Below are 17,769 nucleotides of genomic sequence, written 5' to 3' on the forward strand. Positions count from 1 at the left end.
GCCACTGCGCGCGAAGACGCCGGGCGGACCCGTGGGGACGGGTCCGCCCGGCGTCGAGGAAGGTCCCTCAGACGGAGCGCAGGACGGAGACGACCTTGCCCATGATGCTGGCGTGGTCGCCGAGGATCGGCTCGTACTGCCGGTTCTGGGGGAGCAGCCAGGTGTGGCCGTCCCGCTGCCGGAAGGTCTTCACGGTGGCCTCGTCGTTGAGCAGCGCCGCGACGATGTCGCCGTTCTCGGCGGTGCTCTGCTGTCTGACCACGACCCAGTCGCCGTCGCAGATCGCGGCCTCGACCATCGAGTCCCCGCGCACCGCGAGCATGAACAGCTCGCCCTGGCCCACCAGCTGGCGCGGCAGGGAGACGACGTCCTCGATGTGCTGCTCGGCCGTGATGGGCATGCCGGCGGCGATGCTGCCGACCAGCGGGACGCGCGTGACGGCCTCTCCGCCCTCGGGGGCGGGGAGGAGCTCGACGACCTCGGCCCCCTGGGCATCCGCCGGCTCCGAGTCCGCGACCGGGCCCGCGCCGGACGCGGGCTCGGCCGCCTCCGGCTCGCACAGCACCTCGATGGCGCGCGGGCGCTTCGGATCCCGCCGGATGTAGCCGAGGGCCTCCAGGCGGGAGAGCTGGTGCGTGACGCTCGACAGGCTCGAGAGCCCGACGACGTCGCCGATCTCCCGCATCGACGGAGGGTACCCGTGGGCGGCGATGGAGGAGGATATGGCCCGCAGGATCCTCGCCTGCCGTTCGGTCAGCGGCTTGCGCGCGCCCTGTGCCGAGAGCTTGTGTGCCACCGGGATCCCTTCCTCGAAGACTTCTGCGATGAGGCGTCTGCGCGCCGGCCGTCCACGCCCGGCAGGACGGTGCCTCCGTCCTGCCGCGGTCGCCGGAACCGGTGCGCCGCCTCACCCTCCAGGCTAGGCGATCGGGTGTGGCAGATCAAACACATGTTCTATTTTCCTCGACAGTGTTCGAGAAAGCTGATAGAACATCTGTACTAGTTCGAACACGCATTCGAACTAGGTCACTCGACCCAGAAGGAAGCATCTGATGAGTCAGACCCTCGTCCGTCCCGACGCCAAGGCCTCCCGGCCCGGCACCGGCACCTCGCACCTCATGCTCACCCGGCGTGGCCGCTTCGTGTTCATCGGGCTGCCCGTGCTGCTCAGCGCCGCCGCGCTCCTGGCCGCCGTGCTGATCCTGCTGTCCAACGGCACCGCGCACGCCGAGGCGGAGCCCGTCTCGCAGGTCACCGAGCAGGTGGTCGTCACGGAGGGGGACACGCTGTGGAGCATCGCCGACCGCGTGGACCCGGCCCCGGACCCCCGCGACACCGTCACGATCATCGCCGAGCTCAACGACCTGACCCCCGGCCCGCTGACCCCCGGCCAGCGACTCGTCGTCCCCGTGATTTCCGAGGGCTGAGCATCTGTCATTAAGATGGGAGCGTGACTGACTCTCTGGATGCACTCGACCGGCTGCCCCTCCGCGACGATCTGCGCGGGCGCTCGCCCTACGGCGCGCCCATGATCGACGTGCCCTACGCGCTGAACGTCAACGAGAACACGCATCCGATGCCGCCCGAGGTGGCCGAGGCCATCGCCGAGGGCGTGCGGGAGGCCGCCACGGGGCTCAACCGGTATCCGGACCGCGACTTCCGCGAGCTGCGCGCCGCCCTCGCCGAGTACCTCGGCCACGGACTGGCCGAGGAGAACCTCTGGGCCGCCAACGGCTCCAACGAGATCCTGCAGCAGATCCTCCAGGCCTTCGGCGGCCCCGGCCGCAGCGTCCTGAGCTTCATGCCCACCTACTCCATGTACCCCCTGCTCGCGCTCGGCACCAACACCGAGTACGTCGCGGGGGAGCGCGCGGCGGACTACTCGCTCGACGCCGCCCGCGCCGCAGAGCAGGTGCGCGAGCACCGCCCGGCGGTGACCATCCTGTGCTCGCCGAACAACCCCACCGGCACGGCCCTCGGACTCGACGTCATCGAGGCCGTGTACGAGGCCGCCTCCGAGTTCAACGGCATGGTGGTGGTGGACGAGGCCTACGCGGAGTTCGCCCGGGATCCCGAGGACACCGCGCTGAACCTGCTCGCCGGGCGCGAGCGGCTCATCGTCTCCCGCACCATGAGCAAGGCCTTCGCCCTGGCGGGCGCCCGCGTCGGCTACTTCGCCGCCGCGCCCGCCGTGGTCGACGCCGTGACCCTCGTCCGGCTGCCCTACCACCTCTCCGCGATCACCCAGGCGACGGCGCTGGCCGCCCTGCGGCACCGCGAGGGACTGCTGGCCAACGTCGAGGACATCCGCCGCCAGCGGGACCGGATCGTCGCGCGCCTGACCGAGCTGGGGCTGGAGCCGGCGTCGTCGGACTCCAACTTCGTCTTCTTCGGGGGCGTGGGGGACAGCCACGGGCTGTGGGAGGACCTCCTGGCCGACGGCGTCCTGATCCGCGACGTCGGCATCGCCGGCCGGCTGCGCGTGACGGCCGGCACCCAGGAGGAGACCGCTGCCTTCCTCGACAGCCTCGAGAAGCACCTCGACGACCGCCGCTGAACCGCCGCCACCGCGCCACCGCCTAAGCGCCACCGCCTAAGGAGCCACATGCCCACCACCGCCGACGGCCGCCGGGCCTCCCTGACCCGGCAGACCAGCGAATCCTCGGTCAGCGTCTCGATCGACCTCGACGGCACCGGCCGCTCGTCGATCGACACCAGCGTGCCGTTCTACGACCACATGCTCACCGCGCTGTCCAAGCACTCCCTGATCGACATGGACATCCAGTGCAGCGGGGACACCCACATCGACGTCCACCACACCGTGGAGGACACGGCGATCGTCATCGGCGAGGCGCTGCGCGAGGCCCTGGGCGACAAGCGCGGCATCCGCCGGTTCGGGCAAGCCGCCGTGCCGCTGGACGAGGCGCTGGCCCGCGCCGTCGTCGACATCTCCGGGCGGCCCTACCTGGTGCACTCCGGGGAGCCCGCCGGCTACGAGTTCCACCTGATCGGCGGCCACTTCACCGGCTCCATGGTGCGGCACGTGCTGGAGGCCATCGCCTACCACGCCGGGATCTGTCTGCACATCGAGCTGGTCTCCGGGCGGGACCCGCACCACATCGCCGAGGCCCAGTTCAAGGCGCTCGCCCGGGCGCTGCGCGAGGCCGTGGAGCCCGACCCCCGGGTGGACGGCGTCCCCTCCACGAAGGGTGCCCTCTGATGGCCGGGACGACGACGGACGCCTCGAGGAGGGGTGGAACGGCGGAGGACGGGGCCGCCGAGCGGCGGCCCGCCGTGACCGTCCTCGACTACGGCGCGGGCAACGTCCGCTCGGCCGTGCGGGCGCTCGAGGCGGCCGGCGCCGACGTCGTGCTCTCCCGCCGCGAGGCCGACGTCATGGACGCCGACGGCCTCGTGGTCCCGGGCGTCGGGGCGTTCGACGCCGTGATGAAGGCGCTGCGCGCGGTCGACGCGCCCCGGATGATCGGGCGCCGCATCGCCGGCGGTCGTCCCGTGCTGGGCATCTGCGTCGGTCTGCAGGTCTTCTTCGAGCGCGGCGTCGAGCACAGCATCGCCTCGGAGGGGCTGGGGGAGTGGCCCGGGACCGTCGAGAAGCTGCCGGCCGCGGTGACGCCCCACATGGGCTGGAACACCGTCGAGCCGCCCGAGGGGTCGGTGCTGTTCCGCGGGATCGAGGACGAGCGGTTCTACTTCGTGCACTCCTACGGCGTGCAGACCTGGGACTTCGACCAGAGCATCGAGGTCATGGCCCCGCCGAGGGTCACGTGGTCCGAGCACGGCGCACGCTTCATCGCGGCGGTCGAGAACGGCCCGCTGAGCGCGACCCAGTTCCACCCCGAGAAGTCCTCGGCGGCGGGCCTGCGCCTGCTGCGGAACTGGATCGAGGCGCTGCCCCGCACCGGGCGGCTGGCCACCGGCTCCGGACCGGCGAGGACCGAGCCGGGCGAGCCGGCGCCGGGAGCCCCGCAGGACCCCGCCCCCGAGGAGGGAGCCGCGTGAGCCCCTTCGTCTCGGGACTGCTGCTCATGGTGGTCGGCGCGTTCTTCGCCGGCGGCGCCATCTCCTTCAACCGCCAGAAGCTGCCGGTCGTGGTGCAGGTGATCCTGTGGGTCATCGCCGTCGGCCTGTTCGCCTACGGGGCGTACGTGCTGACCCTGGCCTGACCGGCCGGCGCCCTCCCCGGTCGGCTCCGACCGGGCGGCCTCGGCCGCACCGCTCTCCCGACCGCCCCTCCCGCAAGACCCACCGAAAGATCGAGGAACCCCATGCCCCACTCCGCAGAACGCCTGGAACTGCTGCCCGCCGTCGACGTCGTGGACGGCCAGGCCGTGCGCCTGGTCCAGGGCGAGGCCGGCTCCGAGACCGGCTACGGCGATCCCGTCGAGGCCGCCCTGGCCTGGCAGGAGGCGGGCGCGGAATGGCTGCACCTGGTCGACCTGGACGCGGCCTTCGGGCGCGGCGACAACGTCGAGGTGCTCTCCCGGGTCTCCGACGCGCTGGACATCAGGATCGAGATGTCCGGGGGGATCCGCGACGACGAGTCCCTGGCCCGCGCGCTGAGCCTGCGCCCCCACCGCATCAACCTGGGCACCGCCGCCCTGGAGAACCCCGAGTGGACCCGCCGGGTCATCGCCGAGCACGGCGACCTGATCGCCGTGGGGCTGGACGTACGGGGGACCACCCTCGCCGCCCGCGGCTGGACCCAGGAGGGCGGCGACCTCTGGGAGGTGCTCGAGCGGCTCAACGCGGACGGCTGCGCGCGCTACGTGGTCACCGACGTCACCAAGGACGGGACGCTGCAGGGCCCCAACACCGAGCTGCTGGCCGAGGTCGCGCGGCGCACCGACAAGCCCGTGGTGGCCTCCGGCGGGGTCTCCAGCCTGGATGACATCCGGGCGCTGCGGGCCATGGTGCCGCACGGCGTCGAGGGCGCGATCGTGGGCAAGGCGCTCTACGCCGACAAGTTCACCCTGCCCGAGGCCCTGGAGATCGCGGGACGGCCCGAGTAGCCGTGTCCGAGCCGCGCGAACTCCCCGCCCACATCCAGGCCCAGCTCGCCAGCGCGGGCCGGGAGACCGACACCGGCGGCCAGCCCTGGGAGGGCCGTGACCTGGGCGAGGGCACCTCCCACACCCACGGCTACCCGGACGACGACGGGCGCACCCCGGCCCCCGTGGCCGAGGCGCTGGAGAAGTTCGCGCGGGCGGAGCTGCCGGAGGAGGGCGTCGTCGCGGCGCTCGCCGGCACGCGGCTCTTCGCCCCGATCCTGGCGGAGGTCTCCCGCACCGAGCTGACCGAGGACGGGCTCGTCTCCGACAAGGAGGCGGACATGTCCCTGGTGAGCATCAGCGCGCCGGACGGGCGCAAGGCGCTGCCGGTCTTCACCCGCGTCGACGCCCTGACGGACTGGCACCCGCAGGCCCGGCCCGTGGCCGCCGACGCGCGGAAGACGGCGCTCGCCGCGGTCGAGGACGGGAACCAGCTGATGGTGGTGAACCCGGGAGCCGAGCTGACCTTCGTGCTGCGCCGCCCGGCCCTGTGGGCCCTGGCCAAGGGCGAGCAGTGGCTGCCCTCCTACTCCGACCCCCGCGTTCAGGCCGCGCTGGAGGCCTGCGCCGCGGCGGATCCGCTCATCGCCTCGGTGGGCATGACCCCCGGGCGCGGGGTGGCCAGCCGGGACGCCGAGGGCCGGATGCTGCCGGGCGGAGGCCCGGGGCCCGAGCTGAGCATCGAGCTCGGCGTGCGGCCGGGTCTGGACCGCGCGGCGCTGGACGCGGCGGTGACGGCGTTCCAGGAGCGGCTGCGGGCCGACGACGTCGTCGCGGAGCGGGTGGACTCGATGGAGCTGCGGCTGAGGCCGGCCTGAGGCCCCGGCGCTCATCGGGCCGCCGGCGAACGCAAGGACCCGCCCCTCCTCGAGGAGGGGCGGGTCCTTGCGCTCTCGGGGGACCGGCGTCAGTAGACGGGGCCGGTGAACTTCTCGCCGGGGCCCTTGCCCCGCTCGTCGGGGACCGCGGAGCCCTCGCGGAAGGCAAGCTGCAGCGAGCGCAGGCCGTCGCGCAGCGGTCCCGCGTGCTGCGAGCCGATCTCGGGCGCGGCGGCGGTGATGAGGCCGGCCAGGGCGGTGATCAGCTTGCGGGCCTCGTCGAGGTCCTTGACCTGCTCGGCGTCCTGCTCCGCGGCCAGGCCGCACTTCACGGCGGCCGCGCTCATCAGGTGGACGGCCGTGGTGGTGATGACCTCCACCGCCGGGACGTCGGCGATGTCGCGCAGCTGGGCGTCGACGGCGGCCTGGGCCTCGCGGGAGGCCTGCTCGGGGGTGAGGCCCTCGCTCGCCGGCGAGGCGTCGGCCGGGTCGAACGCCTGCGCGGGATCCGCCGGGTCGAAGCGGTACGTGTTGTGGTCCTCTGACGGGGTATTGCTCATAACCGCCATCCTCCCACATCCGCGCCGGGGCCGGATCCGGGCCCGAGGCAGGGCGCGACGCCGTGCGCGGCGGGCCGACGCCCCGGCCCGGGAGTGCGCTCATCGCGGTCCAGGGCGGGCGCCCGCAGCGATCGGGGAACGCCTCCGCGGCAGTTCGAGGGCTCACATCGCCTTCACCGGCGGCCCCGGCCATGCTATGGTGTATGGAGTCTCAAGCGGAGCCTTCGTTACAGAAGCTCCCACCCGCGCCGGCCTCTTCGGCCGCCGGGTCGTCGCCGCGGCACGCGGCACCCCGTCAGGGGTGTCTCCGTCGAGCCGGGGGAGCGCCTTCGCCTGTGACTGGGCGGAGGCTTTTTTCATGCCCTCGCCGCAGAGATTTTGTACGGGGAAACCCAACGATGACAGGAGCATCACATTAGCGATCCACGCATCAACGACCGTATCCGCGTCCCGGAGGTCCGTCTGGTCGGCCCCGGCGGTGAACAGGTCGGGATTGTCCGCGTAGAGGACGCCCTGCGTCTGGCGCGCGAGTCGGATCTTGATCTGGTGGAGGTGGCCCCTTCCGCCAAGCCGCCGGTGTGCAAGCTCATGGACTTCGGGAAGTACAAGTACGAGGCCGCCGTCAAGGCGCGCGAGTCCCGCAAGAACCAGACCAACACGGTCCTCAAGGAGGTCCGTTTCCGTCTCAAGATCGACAGCCACGACTACGAGACGAAGGTCGGCCACGCGAAGCGGTTCCTCGCCGCCGGAGACAAGGTCAAGGCGATGATCCAGTTCCGCGGCCGCGAGCAGCAGCGCCCCGCCATGGGCGTGCGCCTGCTCGAGAAGCTGGCCGAGGACGTCGCCGAGGTCGGGACGGTCGAGTCCAGCCCGCGCCAGGACGGTCGCAACATGGTGATGGTCATCGGCCCCGTGCGCAACAAGGCCGAGGCACGGGCGGAGGCCCGCCGCGAGCAGCAGCGCAACGAGCAGTCCGGCGGTCGCAGCAAGGGCCGGGAGCGGGTCGACACCAGCTCCGCGGAGCCCGTGACCAACAGCATGGCCGACGCCATGCCGGACGAGCTCAAGCAGCAGTCGAGCGAGCAGGCGGCCCCGTCGCCCCAGCCTCCGAAGCCAGGTCCGGCCCAGTAGGGTCCGGCCCGACGAGGCCAGCGCCGCCGCGGTGCACCGGTTCGGTCCGGACCGCGGCGGGGCGCCACGAACAGCAGCGGCTCGAACGGCCGTTGCACGAACACCCGGCCATGCCCGAGGCGGGCGGGGGAAGAACACGTTAGGAGAACGGCAGACATGCCGAAGCACAAGTCTCACTCTGGTGCCAAGAAGCGCTTCAAGCTCACCGGGACCGGCAAGGTCAAGCGTCAGCAGGCCAACCGCCGTCACTACCTGGAGCACAAGTCCTCCCGGCTGACCCGCCGTCTCGCCTCCGACCAGATCGTCGAGGGCGGCCAGGCCAAGGTCATCAAGAAGATGCTGGCCAAGTAGGCCCACCCCTCTTCCGGCGGCCCGTCCGCCGAACACCCGAAGGATTGCAGGTCTCGCAGGTGCGCGACCTCGAGAAGTTAGGAGCACACACGTGGCACGTGTGAAGCGGGCGGTCAACGCCCACAAGAAGCGTCGTACAACCATGGACCGCGCGTCCGGCTACCGCGGACAGCGTTCGCGCCTGTACCGGAAGGCGAAGGAGCAGGTCACCCACTCGCTCGTCTACAGCTACGACCACCGCCGCAAGAAGAAGGGCGACTTCCGCCGCCTGTGGATCCAGCGCATCAACGCTGCCGCCCGCGCCGAGGGCCTGACCTACAACCGCTTCATCCAGGGCCTCAAGGCCGCTGAGGTCGAGGTCGACCGCCGCATGCTGGCGGAGCTGGCCGTCAACGACGCCACCGCCTTCCGCGCGCTGGTCGAGATCGCCAAGCAGAACCTCCCCGAGGACACCTCCGCTCCGAAGGCCGCCTGAGCAGGGCCCCCCGACGCAGCGCACGACGGCGCCGCCGCACCCTCTTCCGCGGGTGAGGCGGCGCCGTCGTCGTACCATCGTCCCGCGCCCCGGCCCGTCGGGTAGTCTTGCGCCGTGTCTACCTACGAATTGCTCTCCCGCGAGCGGACCCTGACCAACCCGACCGCCGACCGCGTCAAGGACGTCGCCTCGCTGTCCCGTTCCCGGCAGCGGTCCAAGCGCGGGCTCTTCCTGGTGGAGGGGCCTCAGGCCGTGCGCGAGGCCCTCGCGGCCCACGCCGAGCACCCGCTCCTGGACGCCCTCTACGTCACCGAGGCGGCGCTGGAGCGGCACCCCGACCTCGCCGAGGGCATCGGCGAGGCGGCCGGGAGCCGGGCCCCGGGGGAGGGCCGCCGGGTCTTCGCCCGCCTGGTCAGCGACGAGGTGCTCGAGGCGATGTCCGACGCCCTGACGCCCCAGGGCGTGCTGGCCGTGGCGCACGCCGCCAGCGTCCTGAGTCCCGGCCCCTGGGGCGATGATCCCTCCCCGCGGCTCGTCGCGGCCATGGTCCGCGTGCAGGACCCCGGCAACGCAGGCACGCTCATCCGGGCCGCTGACGCCGCCGGCGCGGACGCCGTCGTCTCCTCCTCCGGCAGCGTGGACGTGCTCGGCCCCAAGACCGTCCGCTCCACGGCGGGCTCGCTCTTCCACCTGCCCGTCAGCGCCGGCCTGCACCTCAAGGAGTGCGCCCGAGAGGCCCGCGAGGCCGGCCTGCAGATCCTGGCGGCCGACGGCTACGGCGACCACGACCTCGACGACCTCGCCGACGCCGCCGCCCGTGCCGAGGGCCCCGTGCCGTCGCAGGGCGTGGACCTGCGCCGCCCGACGCTGTGGCTCTTCGGCAACGAGGCCCGCGGCCTGACCGGCGCCGAGAAGTCGCTGGCCGACGCGCGCGTCGCCGTGCCCGTCTACGGCCGGGCCGAGTCGCTGAACGTCGGCACCGCCGCCACCGTGTGCCTCTACGCCAGCGCCCGCGCCCAGCGCGGCGGCCGGTGAGCGCGGTGGCCGAGCCCGCCCGGTACCCCGTCCAAGTGGTCGGAGCGGCCCTGATCGACGACGCCGCCCGCCTCCTGGTGGCCCGCCGCTCCTACCCGGCGGCCCTGGAGGGGCTGTGGGAGTTCCCCGGCGGAAAGGTCGAGCCGGGGGAGGGATGCCGCGACGCGCTGCGGCGCGAGCTCGTGGAGGAGCTGGGCGTCGGGATCGAGGTCGGCGAGGAGCTCGCCGGCCCGCATCCTCAGGGCTGGCCCCTGGGCGAGCGGGCGGCGATGCGCGTCTACACCGCCCGGCTAGCCTCCGGCGTCCCGCGCGCGGGCGAGGACCACTCCGAGCTGCGCTGGATGGACCTCTCCGCCGGCGAGGCGCTGCTGAGCCTGGACTGGATCCCGGCGGACCTGCCGATCGTGCGGGCGCTGCTGGGCCGAGTGGGCGGGCAGGCCAGAGCAGCCCGTTCCATCCCCTAGAATGGACATGCTCTTCCGGGGGCGCCGGCCGGCCGTGGCCGTGCCGGGCGCCGGGACGCACCCCGCCCGCGGCGAGCCCACCGAATCCGATCCGAGAGATGAGTTGTTCATGACTGAGACGTCGCCGGAGCGCGCCGAGACAGCGCCGGACCCCGAGCGGGTCCTGGCCGAGATGACCGACGTGCTGGAGAACGACCCGGACCGCGGGCTCGAGCGCGTGCGCAAGGCCCTGTCCGCCGAGGTCGAGCGGGCGCTGGGGAGCATCGGCTCCGAGACCCCCGACTTCGAGGCCCTCAAGGCCGTCAGGCTCAGGTTCACCGGCGAGAAGTCGCCCATCTCCCTCGTCAACCGCCAGATGCGCGCGCTGTCCAAGGAGCACAAGAAGGAGATCGGAAAGGTGCTCGGGCAGGCCCGCGGCCGGCTCACCCAGGCGCTCGAGGCCCGCAACGCCGAGCTGGAGGCCGAGCACGCCCAGCGGATCCTCGTGGAGGAGACCGTGGACGTCACCGCCTCGGCCGGGCGCCGCGGCATCGGGGGGCGCCACCCCGTCAACACCCTCCAGGAGCGCGCGGCGGACGTCTTCGTGGCCATGGGCTGGGAGGTCGAGGACGGCCCCGAGGTCGAGTCCGAGTGGTACAACTTCGACTCTCTGAACTTCAAGCCGGACCATCCCGCCCGTGAGCTGCAGGACACCTTCTTCCTCGAGCCGGTCGGCGCGCACACGGTGCTGCGCACCCACACCTCGCCGGTGCAGATGCGCTCCCTGCACCGCCGCCGGCTGCCGCTCTACGTCGTGTGCCCCGGGCGGGTCTACCGCACCGACGAGCTCGACGCGACCCACACCCCGGTCTTCCACCAGATCGAGGGCCTGGCCGTGGACCGCGGCCTGACCATGGCGGACCTCAAGGGCACCCTGGAGCACTTCGCGCGCCAGATGTTCGGGCCCGAGGCCATGATCCGGCTGCGTCCCAACTTCTTCCCCTTCACCGAGCCCTCCGCCGAGATGGACGTGTGGCACCCGGGCGCCAAGGGCGGCCCGCAGTGGATCGAGTGGGGCGGCTGCGGCATGGTCCACCCCAACGTCCTGCGCGCCGCCGGCGTCGACCCGGAGACGCACTCCGGCTTCGCCTTCGGCATGGGCATCGACCGCACGCTGATGTTCCGCAACGGCGTGCCGGACATGCACGACATGGTCGAAGGCGACATCCGCTTCAGCGAACACTTCGGGATGGAGATCTAAAGCATGCGTATCCCCCTTTCCTGGCTGCGCGAGTACGCGCCGCTGCCCGCCGGCGCCAGCGCCGAGTACCTGATGGAGACCCTGGTCCGCGTCGGGCTCGAGGAGGAGGCCGTGCACCGGCCCTCCGAGGAGATCACCGGCCCGGTCGTCGTCGGGCAGGTGCTCACCGCCGAGCCGGAGACCCACTCCAACGGCAAGACCGTGAACTGGTGCACCGTCCGCGTCGTCCCCGAGGGACAGCCGCAGACCCTGACCGGCGAGGGCATCGAGCCCTCCGGCGTGCAGGGCATCATCTGCGGGGCCCACAACTTCGGCCCCGGGGACAAGGTCGTGGTCAGCCTGCCCGGCGCGGTGCTGCCCGGCGGCTTCGCGATCTCGGCCCGGAAGACCTACGGCCACACCTCCGCCGGCATGATCGCCTCGGTGCGCGAGCTGGGCATCGGCGATGACCACGACGGCATCCTGGTGCTCTCCAGCCTCGGCCTCGATCCGGAGGTCGGTGCCGACGCCCTGCCGCTGCTGGGGCTCGACGACGAGGCCGCCGAGATCAACGTGACCCCGGACCGCGGCTACGCCTTCTCGATGCGCGGCGTCGCCCGCGAGTACTGCCACGCCGTCGACGCCGAGTTCACCGACCCGGCCGCGGCCCTGGCCGAGCGTGCCCCCGCGGACAACGGCGAGGGCTACGTCGTGGCGATCCGGGACGAGCGGCCGATCCACGACAAGCGCGGGGCGAGCCGCTTCGTCGCCCGCTCCGTCCTGGACATCGACCCGGGCCGCCCGACGCCGGTCTGGATGGCCTCGCGGCTGCGCCTGGCCGGCATCCGCCCGATCTCCCTGCCGGTGGACATCTCCAACTACGTGATGCTCGAGCTGGGCCAGCCCCTGCACTTCTACGACGCCGAGAAGATCCACGGCCCCATCGAGGTGCGCCGCGCCGAGGCCGGCGAAACGCTGGAGACCCTCGACGGGAAGTCCCGCGAGCTGGACCCCGAGGACCTGGTCATCGCCGACAGCGAGGGCCCGGTGGGCCTGGCCGGCGTCATGGGCGGGGCCTCCACCGAGGTCACCGGCGCGACCCGCCACCTGCTCGTCGAGGCCGCGCGATTCGAGGAGGTCTCGATCGCCCGGACCCGGCGCCGGCACCGGCTGCCCTCCGAGGCGTCCAAGCGCTTCGAGCGCGGCGTGGACCCGGAGGTCGCCCCCGCGGCGGCCCAGCGCGCCGTCGAGCTGCTCGTCGAGCTCGCGGGCGGCACCGCGGACGAGGGCGTCACCGACGTCCGGGACCGCCGCTACCCGCACGAGATCGCGATGTCCGTCCACTACCCCTCGGCCCGGATCGGGCTGGAGTTCACCGAGGCGCAGGTCGAGCGGGCGCTGACCGAGGTCGGCTGCACGCTCGCGCGCAGCGGGGAGATCCTCCAGGTCACCGTGCCCTCCTGGCGCCCGGACCTGGTGGAGAAGGAGGACCTGACCGAGGAGGTGGCCCGCCTCGTCGGCTACGAGAACATCCCCTCGCGCCTGCCGGTCCCGCCGGCCGGCCGGGGGCTGACCGTGGAGCAGGCGGCCCGCCGCCGCGTCCTCGACGCCCTGGCCGCGGCCGGGATGACCGAGGTCATCTCCTACCCGTTCGTGACGCAGGAGGAGAACCGCCTGTTCGGCACGGACGACGCCGAGCAGCCCGTCCGCTCCCTCAAGCTCGCCAACCCGATCAGCGAGGCCAGCGGCTACCTCCAGCGCTCGCTGCTGCCCGGCCTGGTGCAGGTCCTCAGGCGCAACCACTCCCGCGGCTTCCGCGACCTCGCGCTGTTCGAGACCGGCAACGTCTTCCTGCCGGGGGAGCAGAGCGGCACCTCCACGATCCCGCCGGTGGGCGCCAAGCCCGCCCAGGGCATCCTGGACGAGCTCAACGCCGGCCTGCCGGAGCAGCCGCGGCACCTCGCCGCGATCCTGACCGGCCACGACGCGCAGCCCGCACCCGGCGTCGTGCCGCGGGCCTACGACTGGCAGGACGCGCTGGACGCCGCCCGGATCGCGGCGGAGGCCATCGGCGTCGGGCTCACGGTCCGGCAGGGCCGGCACCAGGCCTTCCACCCGGGGCGCACCGCCGAGCTGCACGACGACGCCGGGCACCTCGTGGGCTACGCCGGCGAGCTGCACCCGCAGGTCCTCAAGGACCTCGACCTGCCCGAGCGGACGGTCGCCATGGAGCTCAGCTTCACCGGGCTGGTGCAGGGCGCGGGGGAGCCCGTGACGGCCCGGCCCATCTCCGGCTACCCGGCGACCACGCAGGACGTGGCGCTGATCGTGGCCGAGGACCTGCCCGCCGCCGAGCTGCTGGCCACCCTGCGCGAGGGCGCCGGCGAGCTGCTCGAGGACGTCCGCGTCTTCGACGACTACCGCGGCGCCGGGATCGAGGAGGGCCGGAAGTCGATCGCGTGCGCGATGCGCTTCCGGGCGCCCGACCGGACCCTGACCAACGACGAGGCCAGCGGCTACCGCGAGGCGGCCATCGACCTGGCGCGTTCGCGCCACGACGCGGTCCTGCGCGGATAGCGCGGGGACCGCAAGGAGGGAGCACGGTGAGCGAGCAGTTCTTCGGATTCGACGAGGACGACGACCAGCCCGGGCGGGAGCCGTACCGCCGGTCGCCCTGGCGGTGGATCTGCGTCGTGATCGTCGCGGTGGGGCTCCTGCTGACCGGCTTCCTCCTCGTCACGGGCATGCGCACGGTCCAGGCGGCGGGCGAGAACCAGCCCTTCGTGGGGCACTCGTGGGTCATCTCCGGCAGCTACTCGGACCTCACGCACGACCTCGAGTTGCAGAGCTACAACGGCGTCTACTCCGGGACCCTGCCGGACGACTCCAACGTCGGCTACCAGCCCTTCGACAACGGGCTGGGGGACCCGGCCGAGGCGCAGCCCGGACAGCAGGTGCAGTTCCGCGGCACCCAGACCGGCGGCCAGGCGGAGGACTTCCCCGAGGAGGTCGACGCCCTGCTGGCGGTGGACGACGGCGTGCTGAAGGTCGTCCGCACCACGGACGCCGGCTCGATGTCGCCGATCACCAGCGACGGCATCGCCGACCAGCGGCGCAACGGCTGGCTGCTGGTCGGCGGCGGCGTGCTGGTCTTCGCGGCGGGCGCGGCCGGGACGGTCTACTGCGTGCGCCGGGTGCGCCGGGAGGAGCGCGGCCTCTGAGACCAGCGCCCTCCGCGGAGCGGCCCGCCCGACTCCTCCGCGCTCACGGCACCAGCAGGACCTTGCCCCGCGTGCGCCGATCCTCGAGGTAGGCATGCGCCTTCGCCGCATCGGCCAGCGGGAACTCCTGGTCGAGGCTCACGGTGAGCCTGCCGGAGGCGACGGCGTCGAACAGCTCGCCCATCCGCCACTCCAGCTCCTCGCGGCTGCGCAGGTACGCGCCCATCGAGGGCCGGGTCACGTACAGCGAGCCGAGCGCGTTCAGCCGCTGGAGGTCGAACGGCGGCACCTGCCCGCTGGACCCGCCGAACAGCACCGCCATGCCGCGCGGCCGCAGGGTCCCCAGCGACTCCTCGAAGGTGTCCCTGCCCACCGAGTCGTAGACGACGTCGACGCCGCGGCCCCCGGTGATCTCCCGGACGCGCTCGCCGAAGCCCTCGTAGCGCAGCACGTGGTCCGCGCCGTGCTCGCGGGCGATCCGCTCCTTCTCGTCGGTGGAGACGGTGGCGATGACGGTCGCGCCGATCGACTTGAGCAGCTGCACGGCCAGTCCGCCGACCCCGCCCGCGCCGGCGTGGAAGAGGACCATGTCCCCCTCCGACACCTCGTAGGTGGAGCGCACGAGGTAGTGGGCGGTGACGCCCTGAAGCGGCAGGCAGGCCAGGATCTTCGGGTCGATCCCCTCCGGGGCGCGGACGGCCTGGGCGGCGTCGACCAGGAAGTACTGCGCGTAGGTGGCGCTCGCCTGGGAGGTGGCCACGCGGTCCCCGGGGGCGAGGGAGTCGACGCCCTCACCGAGCTCCTCGACCACGCCCACGGCCTCGCCGCCGGGGGTGAAGGGGTACTCGACGTCGTACACTCCCGAGCGCTGATAGGTCTCGATGAAGTTCACCCCGGCCGCCTCGGTGCGGACGAGGACCTGCCCGCCGCCGGGCCGGGGGACGGGGGCCTCCTGGGCCTCGAGGACCTCCGGCCCTCCGGCGGCCGATGCCCGGACCGCCGTCATGGACTGCGGGGCGCTGCTCTGCTGGGTCATGGGATTCCTTCCGGTCGGATGATGCTGTGTCCCACGTCCCATCGTAGGTCTCGGGAGGGTGGTGGCACCTGATGTGCATAATTATTTAGCTCTTTGTATAAATCTGCGGTAGGGTGGCGCCATGACTCTTACGGCAGCAGTTTCGGGCGCCACCGGGTACGCCGGCGGCGAGGTCCTCCGCCTTCTGGCCCAGCACCCCGAGGTCGAGGTGCGCACGGTCACCGCCCACTCCTCGGCGGGCCGGCCGCTCGCCGAGGCGGCCCCCCACCTTCGATCCTTCGGCGACCTCGAGGTCCGGGAGACCTCCCCGGAGGTCCTCGCCGGGCACGACGTCGTGTTCCTCGCCCTCCCGCACGGCGCGAGCGGCGAGATCGCGGCGCAGCTGCCCGAGGGCACGCTGGTGATCGACGCCGGCGCCGACCACCGCCTGACCGACGAGGCCGCGTGGCGGCGGTTCTACGGCACCGGCTACGCCGGCAGCTGGCCCTACGGCCTGCCCGAGCTGCTCGTCTCCCCGGAGGGGGAGAAGCAGCGGGAGGCGCTGCGGGGCGTGCGCCGCGTCGCGGTCCCCGGCTGCTATCCGACCAGCGCGCAGCTCGCGCTCGCCCCCGGCTTCGCGGCCGGGCTGCTGGAGCCGGACGACGTCGTCATCGTCGCGGCCTCCGGGCTCTCCGGCGCGGGGAAGTCGCTCAAGCCGCACCTGCTGGGGGCCGAGGCGATGTCCAGCATGTCCCCCTACGGCGTCGGCGGCGTGCACCGGCACATCCCCGAGATGGAGCAGGGACTCTCCGGCGCGGCCGGCCGGCCGGTCTCCGTGAGCTTCACCCCGACGCTGGCGCCGATGCCCCGCGGCATCCTCGCCACCGCCACCGCCCGCCTCGCCCCCGGCGTCGAGGAGGCGCAGCTGAGGCGGGCGTGGGCGCAGGCGTACGACGCCGAGCCCTTCATCCACCTGCTGCCCGAGGGCCGCTGGCCCGCGACCAAGTCGGTGCAGGGCTCCAACCACGCCGAGCTGCAGATCGCGCTGGACCGCCACGTGGGGCGCGTGATCGTGACCTGCGCGATCGACAACCTCGCCAAGGGCACCGCCGGCGGTGCCATCCAGTCCATGAACCTCGCCCTCGGCCTGCCGGAGACCGCGGGCCTCGCCTCGGAAGGACTCGCGCCGTGACCGCAGACCCCCAGGAGATCACCCTGCCCGTTCAGACCGGGACCGGCCTCGCCGCCGTCGCGGGCTTCGAGTACGCCGGCGTGGAGGCCGGGCTCAAGGCCAGCGGGGGGCGCGACGTCGCCCTGGTGCGCAACCTCGGCCCCGAGTTCACCGCCGCGGCCGTGTTCACCTCCAACCGTTTCGCGGCGGCGCCGGTCGAGTGGTCCAGGCAGGTGGTGAGTGACGGGCGGGCGGACGTCGTCGTGCTCAACTCCGGCGGGGCCAACGCCTGCACCGGACCCGAGGGCTTCCAGAACGCGCACCGGACCGCCGAGGAGGTCGGCGAGCTGCTGCACGCGGCCGCCGGCGACGTGCTGGTCTGCTCGACCGGGCTGATCGGCGTCCAGCTGCCCATGAACCTGCTCTCGGCCGGGGTGGGCCGGGCCGCGTCCTCGCTCGCCTCCGGCGCCGAGGCCGACCGGGCCGCGGCCGAGGCGATCATGACCACCGACACCGTGCCCAAGCGCGCCAGCGTGGTCCTGGAGACCGAGGACGGCCCCGTGGCGATCGGCGGGATGGCCAAGGGCGCCGGGATGCTCGCGCCAGGGCTCGCGACGATGCTGGTGGTCCTCGCCACCGACGCCTCGCTGCCGGCCGAGGACCTCGACGCCGCCCTGCGCACCGCGACCGCCTACAGCTTCGACCGCACCGACTCGGACGGCTGCATGTCCACCAACGACACGGTGACGCTGATGGCCTCCGGCGCGAGCGGGGCGACCCCGGAGCGCGGGCGCTTCGCCGAGGCCCTCACCCAGGTCTGCGTCTCGCTCGCCCTGCAGCTGATCGGCGACGCCGAGGGCGCCAGCCACGACATCCACGTCACCACCGTCAACGCCGCGACCGAGGGGCAGGCCCTCGAGGTCTCCCGGGCGGTCTCCCGCTCCAACCTGGTCAAGACCGCGATCTTCGGCAACGACCCCAACTGGGGCCGGATCCTCTCCGAGGTCGGCACCACCCGGGCCGACTACGAGCCGGAGCAGGTGGACGTGAGCATCAACGGCGTCACGATCTGCCGGGGCGGGGCCATCGGCGAGGACCGCTCGCTCGTGGACCTCGCCGGGGGCCGCCGGGTCGACGTCGTGATCGACCTCGCCGCCGGCTCCGAGCGGGCCACCGTCTGGACCAACGACCTCACCCACGACTACGTCGAAGAGAACTCGGCCTACTCGAGCTAGGAGAT

20 protein-coding genes are annotated in these 17,769 nt (G+C 72.9%); 17 read left to right on the plus strand and 3 right to left on the minus strand.

Annotated features, from left to right (window positions below):
- Nucleotides 1-67 precede the first annotated feature (67 nt).
- Nucleotides 68-796 (minus strand): transcriptional repressor LexA, encoded by a 729-nt coding sequence (gene lexA, locus EWV39_RS11065; RefSeq protein WP_129659975.1) that lies wholly within the window; start codon nt 794-796, stop codon nt 68-70.
- 256 nt (nt 797-1,052) lie between these two features.
- Between lexA and EWV39_RS11070 the strand changes: the two genes are divergently transcribed.
- The 7 genes from EWV39_RS11070 (at nt 1,053) to EWV39_RS11095 (ending at nt 5,887) form a co-directional block, all read left to right on the plus strand.
- Nucleotides 1,053-1,427 (plus strand): LysM peptidoglycan-binding domain-containing protein, encoded by a 375-nt coding sequence (locus EWV39_RS11070; RefSeq protein WP_129659978.1) that lies wholly within the window; start codon nt 1,053-1,055, stop codon nt 1,425-1,427.
- A gap of 23 nt (nt 1,428-1,450) precedes the next feature.
- The gene (locus EWV39_RS11075; protein WP_129659981.1) at nt 1,451-2,557 is read left to right on the plus strand and encodes a histidinol-phosphate transaminase; all 1,107 of its coding nucleotides are present in this window, start codon (nt 1,451-1,453) and stop codon (nt 2,555-2,557) included.
- 48 nt (nt 2,558-2,605) lie between these two features.
- Nucleotides 2,606-3,220 carry an imidazoleglycerol-phosphate dehydratase HisB gene (gene hisB / locus EWV39_RS11080; RefSeq protein WP_129659984.1) on the plus strand — a complete coding sequence of 205 codons (615 nt, stop codon included), beginning with the start codon at nt 2,606-2,608 and terminating at the stop codon, nt 3,218-3,220.
- Nucleotides 3,220-4,020, plus strand: a complete 801-nt coding sequence (gene hisH, locus EWV39_RS11085) for an imidazole glycerol phosphate synthase subunit HisH (protein WP_129659987.1) — start codon at nt 3,220-3,222, stop codon at nt 4,018-4,020. Before hisB ends, hisH begins: the two co-directional genes overlap by 1 nt.
- A complete protein-coding gene (locus EWV39_RS13830) occupies nt 4,017-4,184 on the plus strand; it encodes a hypothetical protein (RefSeq protein ID WP_165313291.1) in 168 nt (55 codons plus the stop codon). Before hisH ends, EWV39_RS13830 begins: the two co-directional genes overlap by 4 nt.
- A gap of 102 nt (nt 4,185-4,286) precedes the next feature.
- Nucleotides 4,287-5,030, plus strand: coding sequence for a bifunctional 1-(5-phosphoribosyl)-5-((5-phosphoribosylamino)methylideneamino)imidazole-4-carboxamide isomerase/phosphoribosylanthranilate isomerase PriA (gene priA, locus EWV39_RS11090; RefSeq protein ID WP_129659990.1), 744 nt, complete (start codon nt 4,287-4,289; stop codon nt 5,028-5,030).
- Between the two features lie 2 nt (nt 5,031-5,032).
- Nucleotides 5,033-5,887, plus strand: coding sequence for an SseB family protein (locus EWV39_RS11095; RefSeq protein ID WP_129659994.1), 855 nt, complete (start codon nt 5,033-5,035; stop codon nt 5,885-5,887).
- Nucleotides 5,888-5,976: 89 nt separating this feature from the next.
- Here EWV39_RS11095 and EWV39_RS11100 read toward each other — a convergent pair whose 3' ends face one another.
- Nucleotides 5,977-6,447: a DUF1844 domain-containing protein gene (locus tag EWV39_RS11100; RefSeq protein ID WP_129659997.1), complete on the minus strand. Its 471-nt coding sequence runs from the start codon at nt 6,445-6,447 to the stop codon at nt 5,977-5,979.
- A gap of 462 nt (nt 6,448-6,909) precedes the next feature.
- Here EWV39_RS11100 and infC point away from each other — a divergent pair, with 462 nt between their 5' ends.
- The 8 genes from infC to EWV39_RS11140 all read left to right on the plus strand — a co-directional run bounded on the left by infC (nt 6,910) and on the right by EWV39_RS11140 (nt 14,343).
- Entirely contained in the window at nt 6,910-7,578 is a 669-nt protein-coding gene (gene infC, locus EWV39_RS11105) for a translation initiation factor IF-3 (protein ID WP_238148311.1), read from the plus strand.
- 156 nt (nt 7,579-7,734) lie between these two features.
- Complete coding sequence (rpmI, locus tag EWV39_RS11110) at nt 7,735-7,929, plus strand: 50S ribosomal protein L35 (protein WP_129660004.1); 195 nt, start codon at nt 7,735-7,737, stop codon at nt 7,927-7,929.
- Between the two features lie 91 nt (nt 7,930-8,020).
- On the plus strand, nt 8,021-8,404 hold the full coding sequence (gene rplT / locus EWV39_RS11115; protein WP_129660007.1) for a 50S ribosomal protein L20: 384 nt from the start codon (nt 8,021-8,023) through the stop codon (nt 8,402-8,404).
- 114 nt (nt 8,405-8,518) lie between these two features.
- Entirely contained in the window at nt 8,519-9,439 is a 921-nt protein-coding gene (locus tag EWV39_RS11120) for a TrmH family RNA methyltransferase (protein ID WP_129660010.1), read from the plus strand.
- Between the two features lie 5 nt (nt 9,440-9,444).
- The gene (locus EWV39_RS11125; RefSeq protein ID WP_193554707.1) at nt 9,445-9,903 is read left to right on the plus strand and encodes a (deoxy)nucleoside triphosphate pyrophosphohydrolase; all 459 of its coding nucleotides are present in this window, start codon (nt 9,445-9,447) and stop codon (nt 9,901-9,903) included.
- Nucleotides 9,904-10,012: 109 nt separating this feature from the next.
- Nucleotides 10,013-11,143, plus strand: coding sequence for a phenylalanine--tRNA ligase subunit alpha (pheS, locus tag EWV39_RS11130; RefSeq protein WP_129660016.1), 1,131 nt, complete (start codon nt 10,013-10,015; stop codon nt 11,141-11,143).
- Nucleotides 11,144-11,146: 3 nt separating this feature from the next.
- Entirely contained in the window at nt 11,147-13,699 is a 2,553-nt protein-coding gene (pheT, locus tag EWV39_RS11135; protein ID WP_129660020.1) for a phenylalanine--tRNA ligase subunit beta, read from the plus strand.
- A 26-nt stretch (nt 13,700-13,725) separates the two neighbouring features.
- A complete protein-coding gene (locus EWV39_RS11140; RefSeq protein ID WP_129660023.1) occupies nt 13,726-14,343 on the plus strand; it encodes a hypothetical protein in 618 nt (205 codons plus the stop codon).
- Between the two features lie 43 nt (nt 14,344-14,386).
- On the opposite strand, the gene EWV39_RS11145 is transcribed toward EWV39_RS11140, so the two are convergent.
- Entirely contained in the window at nt 14,387-15,379 is a 993-nt protein-coding gene (locus EWV39_RS11145; RefSeq protein ID WP_238148298.1) for a quinone oxidoreductase family protein, read from the minus strand.
- A gap of 121 nt (nt 15,380-15,500) precedes the next feature.
- Between EWV39_RS11145 and argC the strand changes: the two genes are divergently transcribed.
- Together argC and argJ are read left to right on the plus strand one after the other, a co-directional pair.
- Nucleotides 15,501-16,550, plus strand: a complete 1,050-nt coding sequence (argC, locus tag EWV39_RS11150) for an N-acetyl-gamma-glutamyl-phosphate reductase (protein WP_129660025.1) — start codon at nt 15,501-15,503, stop codon at nt 16,548-16,550.
- Entirely contained in the window at nt 16,547-17,764 is a 1,218-nt protein-coding gene (argJ, locus tag EWV39_RS11155; protein ID WP_238148299.1) for a bifunctional glutamate N-acetyltransferase/amino-acid acetyltransferase ArgJ, read from the plus strand. The genes argC and argJ overlap by 4 nt, the downstream gene beginning before the upstream one ends.
- Nucleotides 17,765-17,769: the final 5 nt, after the last annotated feature.

The organism is Rothia halotolerans, from assembly GCF_004136635.1.
GTDB classification, from domain to species: domain Bacteria; phylum Actinomycetota; class Actinomycetes; order Actinomycetales; family Micrococcaceae; genus Rothia; species Rothia halotolerans.

Excerpts from the sequence above, each read along its gene's own strand:
- EWV39_RS11070 (WP_129659978.1), top strand. The coding sequence starts at position 1,053 with ATGAGTCAGACCCTCGTCCGTCCCGACGCCAAGGCCTCCCGGCCCGGC.
- hisB (WP_129659984.1), top strand. The coding sequence starts at position 2,606 with ATGCCCACCACCGCCGACGGCCGCCGGGCCTCCCTGACCCGGCAGACC.
- hisH (WP_129659987.1), top strand. The coding sequence starts at position 3,220 with ATGGCCGGGACGACGACGGACGCCTCGAGGAGGGGTGGAACGGCGGAG.
- priA (WP_129659990.1), top strand. The coding sequence starts at position 4,287 with ATGCCCCACTCCGCAGAACGCCTGGAACTGCTGCCCGCCGTCGACGTC.
- EWV39_RS11100 (WP_129659997.1), bottom strand. The coding sequence starts at position 6,447 with ATGAGCAATACCCCGTCAGAGGACCACAACACGTACCGCTTCGACCCG.
- rpmI (WP_129660004.1), top strand. The coding sequence starts at position 7,735 with ATGCCGAAGCACAAGTCTCACTCTGGTGCCAAGAAGCGCTTCAAGCTC.
- pheS (WP_129660016.1), top strand. The coding sequence starts at position 10,013 with ATGACTGAGACGTCGCCGGAGCGCGCCGAGACAGCGCCGGACCCCGAG.
- pheT (WP_129660020.1), top strand. The coding sequence starts at position 11,147 with ATGCGTATCCCCCTTTCCTGGCTGCGCGAGTACGCGCCGCTGCCCGCC.
- EWV39_RS11145 (WP_238148298.1), bottom strand. The coding sequence starts at position 15,379 with ATGACCCAGCAGAGCAGCGCCCCGCAGTCCATGACGGCGGTCCGGGCA.
- argC (WP_129660025.1), top strand. The coding sequence starts at position 15,501 with ATGACTCTTACGGCAGCAGTTTCGGGCGCCACCGGGTACGCCGGCGGC.